Here is a 17,805-nt window from a genome sequence, read left to right on the forward strand (position 1 = left end):
CTGGAATTGAGGAGCGGGTCTTATGGGCATAGCCGTCGAAGAGCAGGACGAGTTGGCTGGCTATGTTCCTGAGACGTTCCAGAATGAGGTCAGCCAGGAAACCGTAGACCAGATCATCGACAAGATGCTGCTGGTGGTCGACGAGCTGTCCGGTCACCCGCTGAGGCACTACCAGGAGCCGCTGGCACGGCGAATCCTTGAGTCGATGATTCTCGGCGATGCCAAGACCATCACGTCCTGCATGGCCCGGCAGTCCGGCAAGACCGAGACCATTGTGAACACCATCGCGGCAGCGATGATCATGTTCCCGAAGCTCGCCCGAATCTTTCCCACCCTCATGGGCCGCTTCGCAGAGGGTGTATGGGTGGGAGCTTTCGCACCGGTCGACGACATGGCGGACAACCTGTATTCCCGGTTCGTCACCCGGCTCACGTCGGAGCGCGCCCAGGAAATCATGCAGGACCCCGAAGTCGACGACAAGGTCACAGGCAAGGGGCGCGAACTCAAGCTGGTCAAGTCCGGCTCCCTGGTGCGCAAACAGACGTGTCATCCGCGGGCACAGATCGAAGGCCGTACCTACCACGTCGTGTTGGTCGACGAGGCACAGGTCGCCGACGAGCGGGTCATCAACAAGTCGATCTCTCCGATGCTTTCCAGCACCCGAGGCACAATGGTGCTCACAGGAACACCCACGTATTCCAAGGGCATCTTCTACAAGATCATCCAGCAGAACAAGCGGATGGCCAACAAGCGGGGACAGCGGCAGAACCACTTCGAGGCCACCTGGAAAGACGTCGCCAAGGCTCATCCGGACTATGGCATCTACATCGAGGCCGAGAAGCTCAAGATCGGTGAGGACAGCGACGAATTCAAGCTGAGCTACAGGCTCATCTGGATGCTCGACCGCGGAATGCTCACCACCGGGGAAAAGTTCGAGGCGCTGTGCGACAGCTCCATGCAGGTGGTCAAGGCGTGGAATCACACCCCGGTCCTCGTGGGCATCGACCCAGCCCGGAAGCAGGACTCCACCATCGTCACCGTGACCTGGATCGACTGGGACCATCCCGATGAGTTCGGTACGTACGAGCACCGCGTCCTCAACTGGCTCGACTTGAGTGGGCTGGAGTGGGAGGAGCAGTACTACCGCATCGTCGACTGGCTCTCCGCGTACAACATCTGGGCCATCTGCATCGACGTCGGCGGTGTCGGCGACGTGGTCGCATCCCGCCTCAAGGTGCTCATGCCCCACGTCGAAATCGTGGAATGCAACTCCGACCTCGGCGCTCAGTCGAAGCGATGGAAGCACCTCATGGAGTTGATGCGGCAGGGCAAGATCGCCTGGCCGGGGCATTCGAAGGCTCGGCGCCTCAAGGTCTGGCAGCGGTTCCAGACGCAGATGGAAGACGCGGAGCTGCGCTTCCAGGGTCCAAACGTGATCGTCGAAGCACCCGACGAAACCGGCGCGCACGACGACTACGTGGACTCGCTCGCCCTGTCGGTATGGGCGTCGGCGGAGATGTCCATGCCGGAAATCCAGACGCAAGACAATTTCTTCTACCGATGAAGAAACGTTTCTGCGGATAATCCAAGAACCCGCAATCTTGGAGGACGCATGACCACACCGCCCGAGCCCACCGTCGAAGAACTCAAGCGTCGGATCGCCGAACTCACGGCAGAGAACACTCAACTGAAGACCGACAAGACCAAGCTGGCCGCGGAACGCGACAAGGCGCTGCTCGGATGGCGGCCGACCGACTTCTACGACCTCCAGGGCCGGGCGGCCGACGACCCGTTCCTCACCCGGAGCTGGCAGGCCCTGACGCCGGACACCCGGCCGCCGGCCTACCCCACGGTCTTCACCGGCACCTTCAACGGCACTCAGGCAGGCCCCACCCCGGCGATCACCTTCACCTGGAAGAAGCCCGCCGCCGGCGCCCCCGCTTCCTACGAGCTTCAGCGGCACGAGGGCGAGATCGACGTGAACCCGTCCGACCCCAGCCGGGTCTTCCTCTTCCAGCTCCCCGGCGACCTCACCACCTACAAGCTCGACCTCACCGGCCACAAGATCCGCGCAAGGCAGTACCGCTTCACCCTGACCGCCATCGACGCGAGCGGGCGCCGGTCGACGCCGGCCATCGCCGTCGTGGCGGCCTGAGCCGATGGGCTTCCCCTACGAGCACCCGCCGCGCGGCTGGGAGACCGAGCCCTGGTGGATACCCGGCTGGACGGCACAACGTCCCCTCGACCGCGACCAGGTCCCGCCAGACAGGCCCCGATTCCCTGAGCACATCGACCAGGTGAGGCTCGGGGCGACGTACCTGTGGGGGAGCGAGGCAGAGGTCTACCGGGCCAGCGTCCTGGTCCGCGCAGCAGCACCTCTGGTCGACACCGTCACCGGCACCCGCGTCCTGCCGCACACCACCCGTATCCCGATCCGCGGTGGCCAGCTCGCCCTCACCCTGCCCGCATCCACCGGACCGACCCTGGCGGCGCCCTTCTCCTACTCGGTGTGGGAGGTCATGCCGGGCGGCCGACGCTTCATGATCCGGGTGCCGGCCGGAGTGGGCGAGACGGTGCAGCAGCTGCACGCCCTGGAGGTCGACGAGCCCTACCAGCCCATCCCGGTACCGCGGCTGACCAGCCGCAACTACAACTGGATCTACCAGTAAGAGCCGCGAGGCCGGACCGTAAACTGCTGCGCATGAGGAGCATTCGTGTAGCAGCACCCGGCGACGGCCTGGCCGTCGCTCGCCTCATGTCGTACGTCGCGAACGACGAAGTGCGGCCTGACTCCCCGATGATTCGAGCGATCGAGAAGCGCGGGGGCGTCGTGCCGGTGCGCTACGGCCAGGTGGCTTGCCTGGTAGCTGAGGTCGAAGGGGAAGTCGTCGGGATGGTGCACACCGCTCCTCCGGTTGACTGGCTGGCGACCTTCCCCAAGAACCGCGCACGGGCCCTGGCGCAGCGCATCCTCCAAATCGAGCTGCTGGCGGTGGACCCCGAGCACCGCGGCCAAGGAGTGGGACAGGCGCTTCTTGAGTCCGCGGAGAACCGGCTGCTCGATCAGCGCGGACACTTGGTCTATGCGAAGGTCCGTGCCGGTGACTATCCGGTGATGCGTTGGTACCGGCGCCGTGGCTACACCATCGCCGCGCAGGGCCAATCAGTTCTCATAAATACGACGCAGGGCCTTACCGGAATCGAGGACTGCGGAGATGGCTACCAACTAGCCGCGAAAGCCGTGCAACCCGGCACCAAAATCGAGCGGTTCCAGGACCAGGGGAGCGAGCACCTTATCGCTGCCCGCAGTGCGTGACCTAACAGCGTTTATAGCTGCGGCTGGACCATGGGAGAAGTGCACTCTCATGAATGAGGTACCGATATGCCTTCCAGCCCGCTCGCCCCCGTCCCGCACAACCCGGAACGGGGCCGCCCCGAATACACTGCCAAGACCGGCTCCAACACTGCCCGCAAGGGCCGCCTCCGCTTCGAGGAGGGCGTCGGCACCGACACGGACGTACCGCGCGACTTCGGCGTTGGCGTCCTCTCCGGGTACGAGACCGCTCCCGGACGCCCGAATCACAACAAGGTCATCTGGAAGAAGCCGGCGGAGGAGACGCTGAAGGCTCGGGCGCATGTCGGGTCCGCTTCCTGGCCCGAGGCTCCTGAGTTCCTCCAGCCTTTCGCCGACGGCGCTGGCTCCGGCGCGGAGCTGAAATTCCAGATGGCTGTGAGGGATGGCGGTCACCAGTTCCGGCGCAACTACGCCAAGGTCACCGAGTAGCCGCGGCGCACAGAAATCCTCTCAGCTACCGTTCTCTGCGGAGCCGCTGAGAGGATTTCTGTGTAATTCGCAGTCGTGCTCCGAGGGTCGCCTCCTGCACGTAGCAGCATTGGAGGTGATGCCGGATGTCCGTCGCGTTCTACCCCCCGAGTATGCGCGCCGCCTCGTCAGACCTTGCCATATCCATCTCCCCTCTGGGGCTGGTTGAGCTGTCTGACGAGGAGTAGCTCCGCTTGAGTTTGAAATACACGGCCAGCGGTTGAGCCGGTATTCCACCAACTGGGCCTTCTACCTTGGCTACCACCACAGCTACCGTCGCGAAGCCGGTGAAACCCAGAACGCGATCAACTACACCGGCGCGCTCGCCCGGTACATCAACCACTTCGTGCTCGGCCGCGGCATCCACTTCGAGACGAAGAAGAAGTACGACCACATCATCCCAGCCCTGCTGCGTCGCGCATGGGAAGAGGACAACGACAAAAAGAGCCTCCTCTACGAGATCGGCGAGCACAGCGGCGTCACCGGGGACGCCTTCGTCAAGGTGGCGTACGAGAAGCCCTACCAGGACAAGGCCGGCCGCAACCACCCCGGTCGCGTACGCATCCTCCCGCTGTCGAGCGCCCACGTGTTCCCGGAGTTCCACCCCCATTCGCGCGACAAGCTCCAGCGCGTGAAAATCAAGTACAAGTTTTTCGGCACCAACACCGATGGAACGCGTCAGACCTACGTCTACACCGAGATCCTCACAGACGACCGGATCGCGGAGTACATCAACGACGACCTGGTGGACGAGCGCGACAATCCACTCGGGGTCATACCGGTCGTCCATATCAAGAACATCGCCGTGAGCGGTTCCCCATGGGGACTGAGCGACGTCAATGATGTCATCCCGCTGAACCGTGAGTACAACAACATCACGAACGACATCGCCGACATCATCGCGTACCACGCAGCCCCCGTCACTGTGGTGCAGGGGGCCAAAGCGACCAACCTTGAGAAGTCGCCCAAGAAGGTTTGGTCGGGCCTTCCCAAGGACTCCAAGGTGTACAACCTTGAGTCTGCCGTGAATCTCCAGGGGCCTTTGGAGTACCTGGCGATCCTCAAGAACTCCATGCACGAGCTGAGTGGCGTCCCCGAAACCGCTCTGGGTAAGACGCAGCCGGTCAGCAACACCAGCGGCGTTGCCCTCGCCATTCAGCACATGCCGCTGGTTCAGCGTGCCACCTTGAAGCAGATGCAGTACTCCATCGGGTTCAAGCGGATCAACGAGCTGGTTCTGCTGACACTGTACGTCCACGAGCCGAAGACGCTGATATACGACCCCGAATCCGAGGGCATCAAGAAGGACGACTCGCAGCCCGATGTCATCGACATCCAGGACCCCGAGGCATACCAGGCCGACGTGGTCTGGCCCAGCCCCCTGCCCGTCGACAACATCGTCAAGCTCAACGAAATCCAGCTCAAGATGGCCCTCGGCCTGGAGAGTAAGCGCTCTGCCCTCAACGAACTTGGCGAGGAGTTCGCCGACGAGAAGCTCGCTGAGATCGAGGAAGAGCAGAAGCAAGACGCTGTCGCCCAGGGAGCGCTGGACTTTATCAAGGCGAGCATCGACGCGGGTATTTTGAACGCCGTGGGAATGCCGCCGCAGGAATCCCATGCCGACAAGAAAACCACGCCGACGACAACCTCGGGGAAGGGCACCCCCGAATCGTCCGGCATGGCTCTGAAGCTCGGAATGGACACCAAGAAGATATTCGATCAGGTCGTCACGAAGGCGCACGGCACGAAATTGCCTCAGCGCTCCGTCGCCGCCGACACCACCGTAAGGACAGACAATGCCGACTGAAACTGAGACGCAGCAGCAGCCGACCGCTACGCCCCCTGCCGCGCCGCCGGCCGCTCCGGCTGAGACCCCTCCGACCGCCGCGCCGCCGACCACGGAGCAGCCGGCCACGACCACCAGCTCGAAGTCGACAGAGCAGGAAAGCCTCCTGCCGCGGCTGGAGTCCCAGCAGGAGGTGCTCGACCGCCTCCAGGCCGACCTGGACGCCCGCGAGGCTGAGCGGAAGGCCAAGGAGGAGGAAGAGGCAGAGGCCGCCGCCAAGGCCGCTGAGGAGAACGAGAAGCAGCGTCGTTCGACGCTCTCGGCCAAGGCCCTGCTTGCAGAGAAGGAGGCCGAATGGGAGGCGAAGCTGGCCGACCTTCAGCGTCAAATCGCTGAACGTGACGCGTTGGCGGCGAAGGAGAAGGAGTACGTCGAGCTTCAGCAGTACCAGGCGCAGGCCCTGGCCGCGGCGGCGGACGAGATAGCCCCCGAGCTGCACGACCTCGTCAAGGGCGGCAGCCGCGAGGAGATCGACGCCTCTGTAGCCGCGATGAAGCAGAAGTCCGCCGCGATCGTTGCCAGCCTCCAGGCCGCGCAGACGCAGGCCCGCGCCGCCATGCGTGGTACTGCCCCGACGGGTTATGGGATTGGGCCGGAGGGAGCGATGGGGGACGTGACCACGCTGACCCCTGAACAGATCGCTGACATGCCTATGTCCGAGTACGCGGCGTGGCGCATGAAGCAGGGACGGCCGGGCGCTCCGCGTCCACAGAACCGCGGCTTCATTAACTGATGTGAGGCCATGAGACCCCCGATTCACCATCGTGCAGTCGGGGGTTTTCTGTTGGGCAGTAACACTATTCCTGGTTGGTGAAGAGACTGGGGAGCAACGGCAAAAGTACGTACCGGCTTTCTGGTGCGTACGACCGCGGTCCCTGTCGTCACACCAGAAGGAATGCACATGCCCTCTGCTATCACCGGTACGGGGATGCTGTCCCCGACTCCGACCGCCTATCCAGGCACCAATACGCAGCTCACTCCGGCGATTCAGACCATCTGGTCGAAGGAGATCCTGTTCCAGTCCATGCCGATCCTCAGGTTCGAGCAGTTCGCGGTCTGACTTGGCCGCCTGCCGGAGTGATCTGGCAGTGATAATTCCGAGAATTGCTGGGATATCCTGCAAGACTCCAGCGCCACAGCGTAGCGGGAAACCGCAAGCGCGAAGGCTTGAAAAGCTGGAGGTAGGGACAATCAGCAGCCGAGCCCGCCTGGTGCAATCCGACGGGAAGGTTCAGAGACTATGTACGGGACACCCCACGCGGGTGAAGATATAGTCCGAACTGCGCGGAGACGCGTAGAGGCTGGCAGAAATGACCAGCCCGCCCTGGGATATTCCGGGGAGGTAACAGATTGCAAGAAGACTGAACTCGGGGTGGCCCCCGGACTTTCGATCAACTTCCTACGCTATAACAATCTGGAAGGTGCCAAGCAGCTCGTCGAAGGCGTCCGCATGGAAACTCAGGCGCTCTCGGCGTCTCAGTTCTCCATTACCGTCGCTGAACATGGGGCTGCCGTGGCCGTGTCGGAACTCCTGCTCAATGCGTCCTTCGACGACGTTATGGCGAGCGCCTCGCGGCTCCTCGGCCGCAACATGGCCATGTACCTGGATGGCCAGTGTCGATCAGTTCTCCTGGGCGCTACCAGCGTGCTGTACGGGTACGACAAGTTCGGCGCTAACGCCGTCTCGACTGATGGCAAGCCGGGTAACCCGATCACGCGCCTGAGCCCCTATGACAAGGGAGTGCCGGCGACCGGGCGGGACGCTCTGACCGAGCACTACCTAACGTCCGCGGTCATCAAAGACGGCGTGGAGACACTCGCGGCGAAGAACATTCCCCGCATTTCCGATACCTATGTGTGCTTCATACACCCACATCAGAGCCGCTGGCTTCGGGAAGACCCGAGTTGGATTGAAGCGACCAAATACGCGGCGCCAGGGAATTTCTCAATTGGGGAAATCGGTAGGATCGATGACGTGATCTTCGTGGAATCCACGCAGGTCCGCCCGATCGCGAACTCGACGAATAAGAAGGTCTACCAGGCGACCATGATCGGTGACAATGCGTACGGTCATGCGATCAGCCTTCCGGTGGAACTCCGCGACGGCGGTGTGCTCGATTTCGGTTTCTCTGCGAAGCGTCAGGACAGCTTCGCTCTGGCCGCCTGACGGAGCAATCCGTCAGTGAAAACCCCGAGAATTGCTGGGACATTCTGCAAGACTCCAGCGCCACAGCGTAGCGGGAAACCGCAAGCGCGAAGGCTTGAAAAGCTGGAGGTAGGGACAATCAGCAGCCGAGCCCGCCTGGCACAGGCCGACGGGAAGGTTCACAGACTAGGCACGGGGAGCCCCACGAGGGCTAAGGGATAGTCGGGTCTGCATGGAGACATGCAGAGGCTGGCAGAAATGACCAGCCCGCCCTGGGAAATCCGGGGAGGTAACAGAGCGCGTGAGCACGCACTTGCTTGGTACAGCATCTACGGAATGGGGATGATTACGGATCAGTCCGTGGTCACCCTGGAGACCAACTGAACGAAGACCCCCGGCGAGAGAATTCGCCGGGGGTCTCGTCTCTGCACCCAGAATCACGAAGTGTCGAATCGGGTACGCAGTCCTTCTGGGCTAACCGAGACCTCAATCTGGTTCCATTCGGGCCATCCGAGGTCGGCGTACCGGCGGCGCTCGCGTTGGCCGCGGAGCTTCATGAAGAGCAGGCCGTCGTGCAACCTCCCCTGGGCAGAGCCGCGGCCGTCACAGACGAGCCGGAGCAGGCCGTCACAGCCAAATGGTGTGTCGATCGGCGTGATGATCACTGTGCCTTCGTGGGCTTGGTGCAGCCACGCTTGTGGCACCTCCCGTACGGCCGCGGTGGAGATGATGCGGTCGTACGGGCCCCGATCCGCGTAGCCCTCTTCACCGTCTCCGGCCACGACGAGTGGGTGAAGGTCGAGTTGGTGCAGCTTGTCTCTCGCGGTTTGTGCGAGGCCCTCGTCGATCTCGATGCTGACTACGTTGCTCGCGCCGGCCCGGTGACACAGGAGGGCAGTGCTGTAGCCGGTGCCCGTACCGATCTCCAGCACCTGGCCCCCTGGCTGAGGCGCCAGGTAGTGGAGCATGTCGACGACGACGGCAGGGCAGGAGATCGAGGAGGTGAATATGTCTGCCTCGGTGACCTCGTCGCCAGGATGTACGCGACCGTCGGCGATCTGCGTGACGAGGAGCTGCTTCGAGCGGTAGACGGCCTGCAACCACTCCCGCGGCTGTTCAGCCCGATTCAGAACTGCGACTCTGTCCTCCTCCTCGATCCACACCTGAGCCGGCACGAAGTGTTCTCGTGGGACGTCGAGGAACGCTTCACGCAGCCATGGACAGTCGTTGAAGTGTCCGCGCGTGCGTTTGTCGATCCTCTTCGCACAGGCGTTACGTAGTGCCGATGCGTCCGGATCAGCTGTCGTCATCGTCTTGGGTGTCGTCGTCTTGATCGTCTTCGTTCTCGGGTGCCGGGTTCCCGGGGTCGCCGGGGGAGCTGAAGTCTCCGCCTACCTGCCCGTTGCCGTCTCGTCGGTGTCCCACGTCTGCCTCCTCAGCAGCTGAGTGGTGTCAGTGTGCTGAGCCGCAGGGCTTAATCACCAGCTCGCATCATGGCGAAAGGGTGACAGCGGCCGTCAGCTCGCGTACTCCGGCCGCGCGGGGGTGTTGCTGGGCCAGGTCGGTGACGATCTGGCGGATGGCGGGCCGGTCGCGGACTTCGCCGCGCGAGGCCCGTACGGCGTGCAGCAGGGCGTCGGCGGCCGGTTCGGGCTTGGCCATCTGCCACCACGCGCGCGCGAGGTCGGTGTGCATTCGGGCCTTGCGCTCGGGCGTGGGGAACTGACCCTCGCGCAGGTCCGTACCGGCTTCCAGGGCAGCGCCGGCGTCGCCCAGTGCCCAGTGGACGCCGACGGCGTACAGGGCGACGGCCGCCGGGGTCAGCGGGAACAGGCGCTCGGGCGGGGCCTGCTCGGGCAGGAGGCGGCCAGCACGCTGGGCTTCGCCGATCGCGGCCAGGGCCTGACCGCGGTCTCCTGCGCGGGCCGCGCTGTACGCCTGGGTGCAGAGCATCTGGGCGTACGCGGAGGTCTGAGGGCTGTTGGTGAGTCCGGTCGCTTCGACCTGGGCCGCGGCCTGGAGGATCAGGCGTTGGGCGGCGGCGGGCTGGTCCTGGTGACGCAGGACGATGCTCATCTCGCGCGCGGCGGCCGCGGCGGCGAGCGGAGAGCCGGACAGGTCCGCGTAAACGGTGGCGCGGTCGGCGGCCTGCCGGGACTGCTCGTAGCGGCCGATTTTCGTGAGGACTTGGGAGAGCAGGCTGTACGTGGTCGACAGGCGGGCCAGGGCCAGTTCCTGCCGGGAGCGGGCTGCCACGTGCGCGTCACCCAGCAGGCCGGGCAGCACCTCTAGGAGCCGGGCGTGCTGGCCGGCGTCGAACAGGCCGCGGGCGAGGCTCAGGCGCTGGTCGAGGGGGGCTGCGGAGCCGCTGGGATCGGGGACGCCCGCCAGCGCGGCATCGACGCCGATCAGGAACTGCGCGGGGGCCGCGAGTCCGGCGGCGGCGAGCAGGGTACGGCGGCGCATCGGGTCCTCCTCGACTCGTGGACCATCGAGCGCCACCCTAGTGGCCGGTGAGCCGCCGAGGGCGAGCGACGCCGTCAGAACATCCGTCGGGATACCCACCTCTTCGGCGGCGCGTCGCAGCAGACACAGGTCGGAGGGGCAGCGGCGGGCTTCGAGCCGGGAGACCGTGGAGGGCGAGCACCCCAGGCGCCCGCCAAGGTCCTCCTGGCGCCACCCCCGGGCGGTGCGTCCGATCTTGACGAGCCCGCCGGCGTGCCGGGCGGCGACGAGGGAGCGGACCTTGTCGGAGCACCACAGGGTGTCACCGGACATAGCGCCTCCCGTACGCCAGGGGCCGGGGCCCGTTCCACGGTAGTGACTTTCCGTGTGCGCGTCGATGCCGTGTGCAGCATCTGCAAACGGCGTGCACAGCGCGCAAGTTGACCTCCGGCCCGGCCCGCCCGGTGGTGTCGTGGTCGTACGGCCCACGGCGGGCCGGACAGTCGCAGCACGCGGGAGGACACGATGGTGACAGCGATCGAGACCAAGACGCAGGTCCGCGATCCGCGGGACTACGTGACGCGCGAGGTGTGGGACCGGGAGATCCAGCTGCTGATGCGGGATCACCCGGTGGACGAGGTGATGGCCAACCGGCTGTTCGGGGCCGCGGTCTCGTACCTGATCACCGCGATGGAGAAGTGGGGCCAGCACCTGGAGCTGTGCTGCGGCCGCCTCGTCGACCTGGCGGTCCACGTGTTCATCCTGGACACGAAGAACTACCGCGAGTTCTGCCACCGGCACTTCGGCGGCCGGTTCCTGGAACACATCCCGGAGATTGCGTTCAAGTACGACGGCAGTGTGGAGCGCACCGCCAAGGTGATCGCCGCCGCGGGCTTCGAGGTGGACTGGAAGCTGTGGGAGCGCGACTACGCGGCGTGCGGCCCGTGCCGCCCTGGGGAGGAGTGCCACTGACCGCCTGCACACCCTCGGCCCCGGGAGCGCTTGACGGTGTTCCTGGGGCCGAGGGCTGCTCGGGTGACTTCGCGGCAAACCGCCGCAGACGGCCGGGCGGGCCGGTACGGTGCCAGGTCCCGCCGTCCTCCCGAGGAGACGTATGCCCCGCGCGCCACAGACCCCGGCCGAATACTGGGACAAGTACAAGCCGCACCGGGGCGCCGGCCCGCAGCCTCGGCCCGAGACCGGCCGGTTCGAGTGGACCCAGTACCTTGGCCACGGCCCCGGGGCCGAACTCCTCGGCTCCCCCCACCGTGCCCTGGACCTCGGGGCGGCCGAGGGCAAGGAGGCCGCGCACCTTGCCGAGCGCGGCGTCCGGGTGACCGGCGTGGACCTCTCCGCCGTCCAGGTCACCCGCGCCCGCGCCTGGTGGCACGACATCGCGAACCTGGACTTCGTCCACGCCGAGGTGTGCGCCTACCTCTCCGACACCGAGGAGACATACGACGCGATCTACTCGGTGTGGGGCGCGGTCTGGTTCACCGACCCCGAGCAGCTCCTCCCACTCATCGCCGCCCGCCTGGCCCCGGGCGGCACGTTCGTGTTCTCCCAGGCCGAGCCGTCACCAGACGCCTACGGTCCGCAGGCCATGCGGGGCAAGTGGCTGGAAGGCCGCGAGCGCGAGCTGACCGTACCGCGGTGGCAGTACCCGCCCGAGACCTGGGCCGACCACCTCAAGCGAGCTGGCTTCGCCCACGTGAACGCGCGCGTCCTGCCAGCACCGAACGACGAACGGTTGGGCACGCTGCTGGTCGTCTCTCACCGTTAACTCGGCGGCAAGTCCTGTAGGAGTGCGGGGCTAATGCCAACGGTCCTCATCGCGAGGATCGGACTATGCCTTCTTTTTGAGGTGGGCGAGAACAGAATCGGGCGACTGATCATGTTGGTCCTTGTCCTGTTCCCAGAGGTGCATGACCGACGCTGCGGCTTCTGCGAAGTCCGTGGGCAACCCTGCCTCGCGCAGCGACTCGGCGACCTCTTTCATCTCGGGCCCCCAGCGCCAGGCACGCGCGGCGACGCTGGGCAGGTAGTCCCGGCCCGAGAGGATGTCGGTCGGCATGATCCGTGCCTCGGCGGTAAGAAGGTCGCCGACCCCGTGTTCCTCAGCGAGTGCGTGAGCGACTCCGGCCAAGGTGCGGGCCGCCTTCTGGAAGCTGGCGAAACTCATCTTCAGCGCCGAGGCACTGCCGAGTGGGCCGCTCGTGGTCTTCGTGTGAACGGCAGTTCTCTCGAACAGCGACTCGGCCAGGTCGATCGCCGGCTGCGGTCCGGCCAGGTAGAGGCGCGCTGTCCGGCCCTCACTGTTGGGCGGCGGGCCGATGATCGCACCGTCCAGCACCGTGCAGGTTGCGGGGAGAGCCTGGGCGATCTGCATCATGCGTTGCGGGCTGATCGCGTTGGCGTCCAGGTACACGCCGGAGTACGCGTGCTTCGCCGCCGCGGCGGCGACCTCGTCGGCGACTTGCGGAGGGCACACCGAGAGCACCATCTCGCTCGCGGCCAGAGCGTCACCGAGGGAAGACGCGAGGGTGAGGCCGGCTGCCTCGGCGCGTTGGCGTGAACGCTCGCTTCGGCCATGCGGTACCCAGAGCACCCGGTGGCCGGCTCCTACGGCTTGGGCCGCCAGGGCGCTGCCCATGGAACCGGGACTGAGCAGGGTGATGGTGAGCACTATTTGCCTCCGGAGGGGAGTTCGAGCCTCAGTCGCTCTTGGTGGGCGCTGACCGCCTCCTGGAGGCTGATAGCCACCGGTGACGTGGAGCTGGGGTGTCGGTCAAGAATTCTCGTGAAGTGCTCCAGGCGTTTCCGGACGCTGTCCGTACCTCGGCGGGCGCTGACCTGGAGCACGGCGTGCACCTGGGGAGCGGCCCCGTCGAGGTCGCCACGGCCAAGCCGTGCCACGGCCAGGTCCATGCGAGCGAGGGCCATCTCGCCGAGGCGCCGTTGGCCGGGGGGCACGGATTCGAACCTGTTCACGGCCTCGTCCGCAGCAGCTTCAGCGTCGCTCAGGTGTTCACTGCCGCCGAGCCAGAGGTGGGTCGTGCTCGTGTAGAACATTTGCTTTTCGATGGGGAACGCCATCATTCCGCCCGGCAGGTCATCAGCTGCTGTGAGCTGGTCCCGTAGGCGTTCGGCTTCGCGGAGCGAGGCGAGAGCATCGGCGGGCTGGTTGAGCTGGCCGTACGCGCGGGCTTTGATGCTGTGGAGGCGAATGAGGGAAGTGCCCTGTTCAGGGACGAATTCGGCGCCGCCCTCGGCCAGCCGGACCGCGTCCATGGGCCGCCCGTCCCAGTAGGCGATCAGCGCTTGCAGGCCCCGGACCCAGACCCGCAGACCGTTGTGCCGGGCCAGCTCGCCGCACATGAAGGCGGTACGCGCCTGCGTTTCTGCCGCCGGAAATTTGCCCAGGTCGAAGCTGGCATTCGCCAGTACACCGCACAGCACGCCGGCCGCAACGTACAAGTCGTGCGTCATGCCTGGTGGCTGCCGCCCCTCCAGCAGCTCGAAGGCTCGGTCTCGGAGCGCTCGAACTTCGTGGAAGACCGGCCATACGGGCCGGTTCGGGTAAGTCGTCACTATCCGGCGGATGTCGGCCTCCAACTGTTCCATCGTCGTGGGACCGCAGTTGCTGCTCTCCGCCCACGCCGCGAAGTCGGCTGATTCGCTCGCCGCTGCCATCACCACGTCCTCAGATAGGTCCCCATTCCCGCCGTTCGCCTGCGGTTCCCATTCTGGCGAGCTGGTGCCGATGGGAGCGGTCGGGGGGGTGCTCGGTGCAGGAGCGAAGAGGGTTTGAACCGAGGAAGGGCAGAACATCGCCTCCAAGATGCGGCGAGCCTCGTTGCGGGGAAGCCCCTTCATCTCGCCGTGAGCCCATCGCAGGAACTGCCGCTTCTCGATCGTCGCCGTTGCCAGCCCAGCAGGCCCTTCCGTGTCGGCGAGCTGCTGCGCTGTGGCCCGGTAGCGGTCACGGAACACCTCGTACTTCGTCCACTTGCGGTGCTGGATGAGCAACTGAAACAGGGTGATTGGACTCATCGGTGCCACGACTCCCTTTGGTCCTCGTCTGCGGTGCCACCCACGCTAAGGCGCTAACGCGGCGTGCGAACAGCGTTGTTGGCGCCAGTGCCCTAACAAGGGAAGAGAAGACATCAACAAGACATCACAAGGCAGTAGAAGACATCGTTAGGGCACTGGTTAAGACACATCTGCCCGTCCAAACTGCGGCCTCAGCGCCACCGGAAACTGTCGGCGCGTCGCTTCCTCCACCCACCCGCTGCCGTGGCTGACACCGTCAGATTCTGGAGACCAGCAGATGACCAGCGCCCACAGAGACCAGCAACCGTCCAGCCTCCTGCCGCTTACGGTGGCCGAGCGGGGCCTGTACACCCCCTGCACCAGGCTGCTCGTACGGCCGCTGTCCGGGGATGGCAAGGGACTGTCCCTGGACGAGCTCAGGGTGTGTGGCCGGGCGAGCGCGGAGGATGTCTGCCCGTACGTGCACGAGTACGGCGACGCGGCAGAACTGGTCACCTCGGAGCTGGTCACCAACGCCCTGACGCACGGGGCCAGAGGCGACGAGCCGGTGTACGTTGAGTTCCCCTCGTCTCCGTGGTCGTGGAAAATCCGGGTGCTGGACCCGTCCCCGGAGCCGCCCCGGGAAGTCGTTGCGTACGACGACGACACGAGCGGGCGTGGCCTGTTCCTCGTGCACTTCTTCGCTGGCCAGTACGACGGTCACCTGGACGTGGAGATCACCGGTGCTGGCAAGGCCGTCACCTGCACGCTCCCCATCCCCGCACCCAACCGCGTCGCCGATGAGGTGAGCGCGTGATGCTCGGCTTCACCTGGGGGCGCCCCTCAAGGGCTTCTCGCCGGGCTCGGCCCGCGGCCGAGGACCCGAACCGTACGGCGCCGCCGCCTGAGGCCCCGCCGGTGCAGGTCAGCGGGCGTGGCGTCAGCGTCGAGTGGGGCGAGCCGCTGGAGCTGCCCGATGGGGAGCGTCTGCTGACGTGGTGGGTGGGGTACGCGCAGTCGGCCTGCGGGTGGCCGGAGAGCTACCTGGACCGTGACGACGGCAAGGCGCAGCACGTGACGCACGCCGTGGACTGGCTGTACCAGTCGCTGCGTCGGCTCGACGTGTCCGGCGAGCATCCGCTGCACCTGGAGCTGGAGCACTTACGGCAGGCCCGTACCCGGCAGCAGTACGCCGAGCACCTGTCCGGCCGGCGCTCGTCCCTGACCATCAGCGTCGCCACCGGCGACGAGTACCACGTGTTCACGGTGCGGTGCCGCGCCGTCGCCCTCCCGGCCTCCGTCCCGAGCGCTGACACGCCCGAGGCTGTGCTCGTCGGAGGTGCGGTGTGAGGGGGCCGGAGGCGATTCGGCGCGGGCTGTGCTGGCTGGCCTGCAAACCGTCGAGCCCGCGTCCGCTGGTGTGGGCCGGAGTCGCCCGGTCCTGGGGCCAGACCGTGTCGCTGTACTCGTGCGAGCCGTGCCTGCGGCTGTGCATCCAGCGCGCCCTGGCGGGTGTCAGCGACGAACTGTGCTGGCTGTGGTGCGGCCGGCGCGACGTGCCCACCGATCCGGTCGGCGTGTTCGAGGTCGCGGTGCGGACCTGGCGCACCGTGCCCGGCCGGCCGCCGGTTCTGGTCTCGTGCTGGGAGTACCGGGCCACCCTGTACGGCTGCGCGATGTGCACCACCCCGTTCCAGCGTTTCGTCCGCAAGGGCCCGGTGGTGGAGCAACCGCCCGACGCCCTGGGTCCTCACCGCCCCCTCATCTCCCTCTCCGCCCTCGCGGCTGACGCCGCCTGACCTCTTGGAGATCCCTGTGGCTCCCCCCGCCACCTCTCTTCCCGCATCGCTGACCGTCTGTTCGGCTCTGGTCGTGAGCCGCACGCCGGACGGCACCCGGACCGCCCTGCTGGTGCGCACGCGGGACATGCCGAAGGGCCTGTACCGGCTGCCCGTCGGCCAGCCGAACCGCCACGGCATCGTCGATCATTTCGACCTGCGCGACGCCGTACGGTCCGGGACCGGACTGGGCGTCATCGTCGGCCGGGTGCTGGTCAGGGACCAGGTCTCGGGTGCCACCGGCGTCGTCCATCACTACGCGCGGCTGTGCTCGATCGACGGCGAGAACCAGACGGTCCGCCTCGGCGGCGCCCTGGCCGACTACCTGTGGGCCACCGAGGACGACTTGGTCCTGTGCGGGCCCGATCTGTCCCCGGTCGTCAAGGCGGCCCTGCGGGCCCTGAGCGAGGGCACCCGCGCCGAGCTTGCCGACGGCCAGCCTGCCGGCGCCTGCACGGGGGTGTGACGGTGTCCGACCTCCTCACCCTCCCCCAAGCGTGCAAGGCCGATGCCGCACCGCCACGCTACGTCGCCCGGCCCGCCGAGCGGGAAGCCGACGCGCAGAACATGATCCACCTCATCCAGGCCCACCGCGCATGGCGGGACCAGCACGGCGCCGCCGTGAACGAGCCGCCGGTGCCCGCAGTGCTGGGCCTGGTCGGCGAGATCGACCAGTTGGGGCACCCGATGTCGTGGGTGCTGTACGCGGGGGACCGGCTGCGGGCGTGCTATTTGCTGGCGGTCGACTGCGACCAGCGCAGGGTGCAGGCCGCCGACATCCACGTCAACCCCGACGCATCCCGGACGGGCGTCGGCCAGCCCGCGGCGAGGCTCGGCCTCACCCCCAGCACCCCGGTGATCGAGGTGCTGCTTACCTACTGGCTGGTGCACTACGCATTCGACGGCGGCGCGCGCGAAGCAGTCGTCACGATCGGCGACCGCAGCGAACCCTTTCCCCCCGCGCGCATCGCCTGGATGGACCAGACGGTGGACACCCGGATACCCGACGACGCGCACCTGGCCCGCTGCTGGGACCGGCAGCCCCGCCCGCGCGCCTCGCCAGAGTTTCCCCCGCCGGGCTGAGACCGCAGTCCCGGGGGAAGGCGCGGGCCCCGTGACCCGCGCCGGGTACGGCCGGCCGGGACCGGCCGTACCCACCGCCTTCCCTGCCATCGTGCCGCTCCCGCCCTTTCTCCTGCGGGGTGGAACGGCGCGGCGGGGAAGGCGCCGTGCGGCTGCTCTTCTCCGAGCGGAGTTCCGTGAGCAGCCGGGCCGACCGAGGGGGCGGCCTGTCGGCTCGCCGGGCGTTGGGCCTCACCCGGCGAGCCGCCACGGTGCCCCCGCACGCCATGCCCGTACAAGCCCTCCCGGCGGGGCGCTGGTTACCGAGTTGTCCAGCGCCCCGCCGGGAGATGCGGTGCCACGGCACCGCAACCGCGCGGCTCCTCCAGGGGCTGGTCCCCCTTGGAAGTCGGAGCCAGCCCGCACTCCAGCGGCCAGCAAAAGGGGCGGGTGCGCGGGGCCGCCGGGCCCGTCCCGTGGAGCCCGGCGGCCACACAATCCACTCCGGCCGTGGAGACAGCGGGTCCTGCGGCCGGAGTGCACGACCGATCCACGTCCGAAGTCCAACGCAGGCAGAGAGATGCTCACCAACACCACCGCCTCACCCCGTCTT

20 protein-coding genes are annotated in these 17,805 nt (G+C 66.6%); 16 read left to right on the forward strand and 4 right to left on the reverse strand.

Features of this window, described 5'->3' with window-relative positions; translation table 11 throughout:
• Positions 1–22 precede the first annotated feature (22 nt).
• The 9 genes from IH45_RS0103165 (at position 23) to IH45_RS0103210 (ending at position 7,836) form a co-directional block, all read left to right on the forward strand.
• A complete protein-coding gene (locus IH45_RS0103165; protein WP_050514487.1) occupies positions 23–1,564 on the forward strand; it encodes a phage terminase large subunit family protein in 1,542 nt (513 codons plus the stop codon).
• A gap of 48 nt (positions 1,565–1,612) precedes the next feature.
• Positions 1,613–2,155, forward strand: a complete 543-nt coding sequence (locus IH45_RS0103170; RefSeq protein WP_030660879.1) for a coiled-coil domain-containing protein — start codon at positions 1,613–1,615, stop codon at positions 2,153–2,155.
• Between the two features lie 4 nt (positions 2,156–2,159).
• Entirely contained in the window at positions 2,160–2,669 is a 510-nt protein-coding gene (locus IH45_RS0103175) for a hypothetical protein (RefSeq protein WP_030660883.1), read from the forward strand.
• Positions 2,670–2,701: 32 nt separating this feature from the next.
• A complete protein-coding gene (locus tag IH45_RS0103180) occupies positions 2,702–3,316 on the forward strand; it encodes a GNAT family N-acetyltransferase (protein ID WP_030660891.1) in 615 nt (204 codons plus the stop codon).
• A 66-nt stretch (positions 3,317–3,382) separates the two neighbouring features.
• Positions 3,383–3,784 carry a hypothetical protein gene (locus IH45_RS0103185; RefSeq protein WP_030660893.1) on the forward strand — a complete coding sequence of 134 codons (402 nt, stop codon included), beginning with the start codon at positions 3,383–3,385 and terminating at the stop codon, positions 3,782–3,784.
• A gap of 244 nt (positions 3,785–4,028) precedes the next feature.
• On the forward strand, positions 4,029–5,630 hold the full coding sequence (locus IH45_RS0103195) for a phage portal protein (RefSeq protein WP_267885123.1): 1,602 nt from the start codon (positions 4,029–4,031) through the stop codon (positions 5,628–5,630).
• Positions 5,620–6,402 (forward strand): hypothetical protein, encoded by a 783-nt coding sequence (locus IH45_RS0103200; protein ID WP_030660898.1) that lies wholly within the window; start codon positions 5,620–5,622, stop codon positions 6,400–6,402. The genes IH45_RS0103195 and IH45_RS0103200 overlap by 11 nt, the downstream gene beginning before the upstream one ends.
• 168 nt (positions 6,403–6,570) lie before the next feature.
• Positions 6,571–6,729 (forward strand): hypothetical protein, encoded by a 159-nt coding sequence (locus IH45_RS1000000147680; protein WP_199810609.1) that lies wholly within the window; start codon positions 6,571–6,573, stop codon positions 6,727–6,729.
• Between the two features lie 312 nt (positions 6,730–7,041).
• Entirely contained in the window at positions 7,042–7,836 is a 795-nt protein-coding gene (locus IH45_RS0103210; protein ID WP_199810610.1) for a N4-gp56 family major capsid protein, read from the forward strand.
• Between the two features lie 416 nt (positions 7,837–8,252).
• On the opposite strand, the gene IH45_RS0103215 is transcribed toward IH45_RS0103210, so the two are convergent.
• Entirely contained in the window at positions 8,253–9,125 is an 873-nt protein-coding gene (locus IH45_RS0103215) for a methyltransferase domain-containing protein (protein WP_032916694.1), read from the reverse strand.
• Between the two features lie 181 nt (positions 9,126–9,306).
• On the reverse strand, positions 9,307–10,593 hold the full coding sequence (locus tag IH45_RS0103220) for a helix-turn-helix domain-containing protein (RefSeq protein ID WP_030660906.1): 1,287 nt from the start codon (positions 10,591–10,593) through the stop codon (positions 9,307–9,309).
• Positions 10,594–10,785: 192 nt separating this feature from the next.
• Here IH45_RS0103220 and IH45_RS0103225 point away from each other — a divergent pair, with 192 nt between their 5' ends.
• Entirely contained in the window at positions 10,786–11,232 is a 447-nt protein-coding gene (locus IH45_RS0103225; RefSeq protein ID WP_030660908.1) for a glycine-rich domain-containing protein, read from the forward strand.
• 142 nt (positions 11,233–11,374) lie between these two features.
• Positions 11,375–12,043 (forward strand): class I SAM-dependent methyltransferase, encoded by a 669-nt coding sequence (locus IH45_RS0103230; RefSeq protein ID WP_030660911.1) that lies wholly within the window; start codon positions 11,375–11,377, stop codon positions 12,041–12,043.
• A 63-nt stretch (positions 12,044–12,106) separates the two neighbouring features.
• Here IH45_RS0103230 and IH45_RS0103235 read toward each other — a convergent pair whose 3' ends face one another.
• A complete protein-coding gene (locus tag IH45_RS0103235) occupies positions 12,107–12,946 on the reverse strand; it encodes a DUF1932 domain-containing protein (protein ID WP_030660914.1) in 840 nt (279 codons plus the stop codon).
• A complete protein-coding gene (locus tag IH45_RS0103240; protein WP_030660916.1) occupies positions 12,946–14,313 on the reverse strand; it encodes a tetratricopeptide repeat protein in 1,368 nt (455 codons plus the stop codon). The genes IH45_RS0103235 and IH45_RS0103240 overlap by 1 nt, the downstream gene beginning before the upstream one ends.
• Positions 14,314–14,590: 277 nt before the next feature.
• Between IH45_RS0103240 and IH45_RS1000000144975 the strand changes: the two genes are divergently transcribed.
• The 5 genes from IH45_RS1000000144975 (at position 14,591) to IH45_RS0103265 (ending at position 17,213) form a co-directional block, all read left to right on the forward strand.
• Entirely contained in the window at positions 14,591–15,109 is a 519-nt protein-coding gene (locus IH45_RS1000000144975; RefSeq protein ID WP_050514490.1) for an ATP-binding protein, read from the forward strand.
• The gene (locus IH45_RS0103250; protein ID WP_158812896.1) at positions 15,109–15,642 is read left to right on the forward strand and encodes a hypothetical protein; all 534 of its coding nucleotides are present in this window, start codon (positions 15,109–15,111) and stop codon (positions 15,640–15,642) included. The genes IH45_RS1000000144975 and IH45_RS0103250 overlap by 1 nt, the downstream gene beginning before the upstream one ends.
• A complete protein-coding gene (locus IH45_RS0103255; protein WP_158812898.1) occupies positions 15,639–16,091 on the forward strand; it encodes a hypothetical protein in 453 nt (150 codons plus the stop codon). The genes IH45_RS0103250 and IH45_RS0103255 overlap by 4 nt, the downstream gene beginning before the upstream one ends.
• 73 nt (positions 16,092–16,164) lie before the next feature.
• Positions 16,165–16,596, forward strand: a complete 432-nt coding sequence (locus IH45_RS0103260; protein ID WP_030660946.1) for a hypothetical protein — start codon at positions 16,165–16,167, stop codon at positions 16,594–16,596.
• A 2-nt stretch (positions 16,597–16,598) separates the two neighbouring features.
• Entirely contained in the window at positions 16,599–17,213 is a 615-nt protein-coding gene (locus IH45_RS0103265; protein ID WP_030660948.1) for a hypothetical protein, read from the forward strand.
• The last annotated feature ends 592 nt before the right edge of the window (positions 17,214–17,805 follow it).

This window comes from Streptomyces rimosus subsp. rimosus (genome assembly GCF_000720725.1).
Lineage (GTDB): Bacteria > Actinomycetota > Actinomycetes > Streptomycetales > Streptomycetaceae > Streptomyces > Streptomyces rimosus_A.

Bases quoted from the DNA above. Each gene is read 5' to 3' on its own strand.
- IH45_RS0103165 (WP_050514487.1), top strand. From the start codon at position 23: ATGGGCATAGCCGTCGAAGAGCAGGACGAGTTGGCTGGCTATGTTCCT.
- IH45_RS0103170 (WP_030660879.1), top strand. From the start codon at position 1,613: ATGACCACACCGCCCGAGCCCACCGTCGAAGAACTCAAGCGTCGGATC.
- IH45_RS0103175 (WP_030660883.1), top strand. From the start codon at position 2,160: ATGGGCTTCCCCTACGAGCACCCGCCGCGCGGCTGGGAGACCGAGCCC.
- IH45_RS0103180 (WP_030660891.1), top strand. From the start codon at position 2,702: ATGAGGAGCATTCGTGTAGCAGCACCCGGCGACGGCCTGGCCGTCGCT.
- IH45_RS0103185 (WP_030660893.1), top strand. From the start codon at position 3,383: ATGCCTTCCAGCCCGCTCGCCCCCGTCCCGCACAACCCGGAACGGGGC.
- IH45_RS0103200 (WP_030660898.1), top strand. From the start codon at position 5,620: ATGCCGACTGAAACTGAGACGCAGCAGCAGCCGACCGCTACGCCCCCT.
- IH45_RS1000000147680 (WP_199810609.1), top strand. From the start codon at position 6,571: ATGCCCTCTGCTATCACCGGTACGGGGATGCTGTCCCCGACTCCGACC.
- IH45_RS0103215 (WP_032916694.1), bottom strand. From the start codon at position 9,125: ATGACGACAGCTGATCCGGACGCATCGGCACTACGTAACGCCTGTGCG.
- IH45_RS0103220 (WP_030660906.1), bottom strand. From the start codon at position 10,593: ATGTCCGGTGACACCCTGTGGTGCTCCGACAAGGTCCGCTCCCTCGTC.
- IH45_RS0103225 (WP_030660908.1), top strand. From the start codon at position 10,786: ATGGTGACAGCGATCGAGACCAAGACGCAGGTCCGCGATCCGCGGGAC.
- IH45_RS0103230 (WP_030660911.1), top strand. From the start codon at position 11,375: ATGCCCCGCGCGCCACAGACCCCGGCCGAATACTGGGACAAGTACAAG.
- IH45_RS0103240 (WP_030660916.1), bottom strand. From the start codon at position 14,313: ATGAGTCCAATCACCCTGTTTCAGTTGCTCATCCAGCACCGCAAGTGG.
- IH45_RS1000000144975 (WP_050514490.1), top strand. From the start codon at position 14,591: ATGACCAGCGCCCACAGAGACCAGCAACCGTCCAGCCTCCTGCCGCTT.
- IH45_RS0103250 (WP_158812896.1), top strand. From the start codon at position 15,109: ATGCTCGGCTTCACCTGGGGGCGCCCCTCAAGGGCTTCTCGCCGGGCT.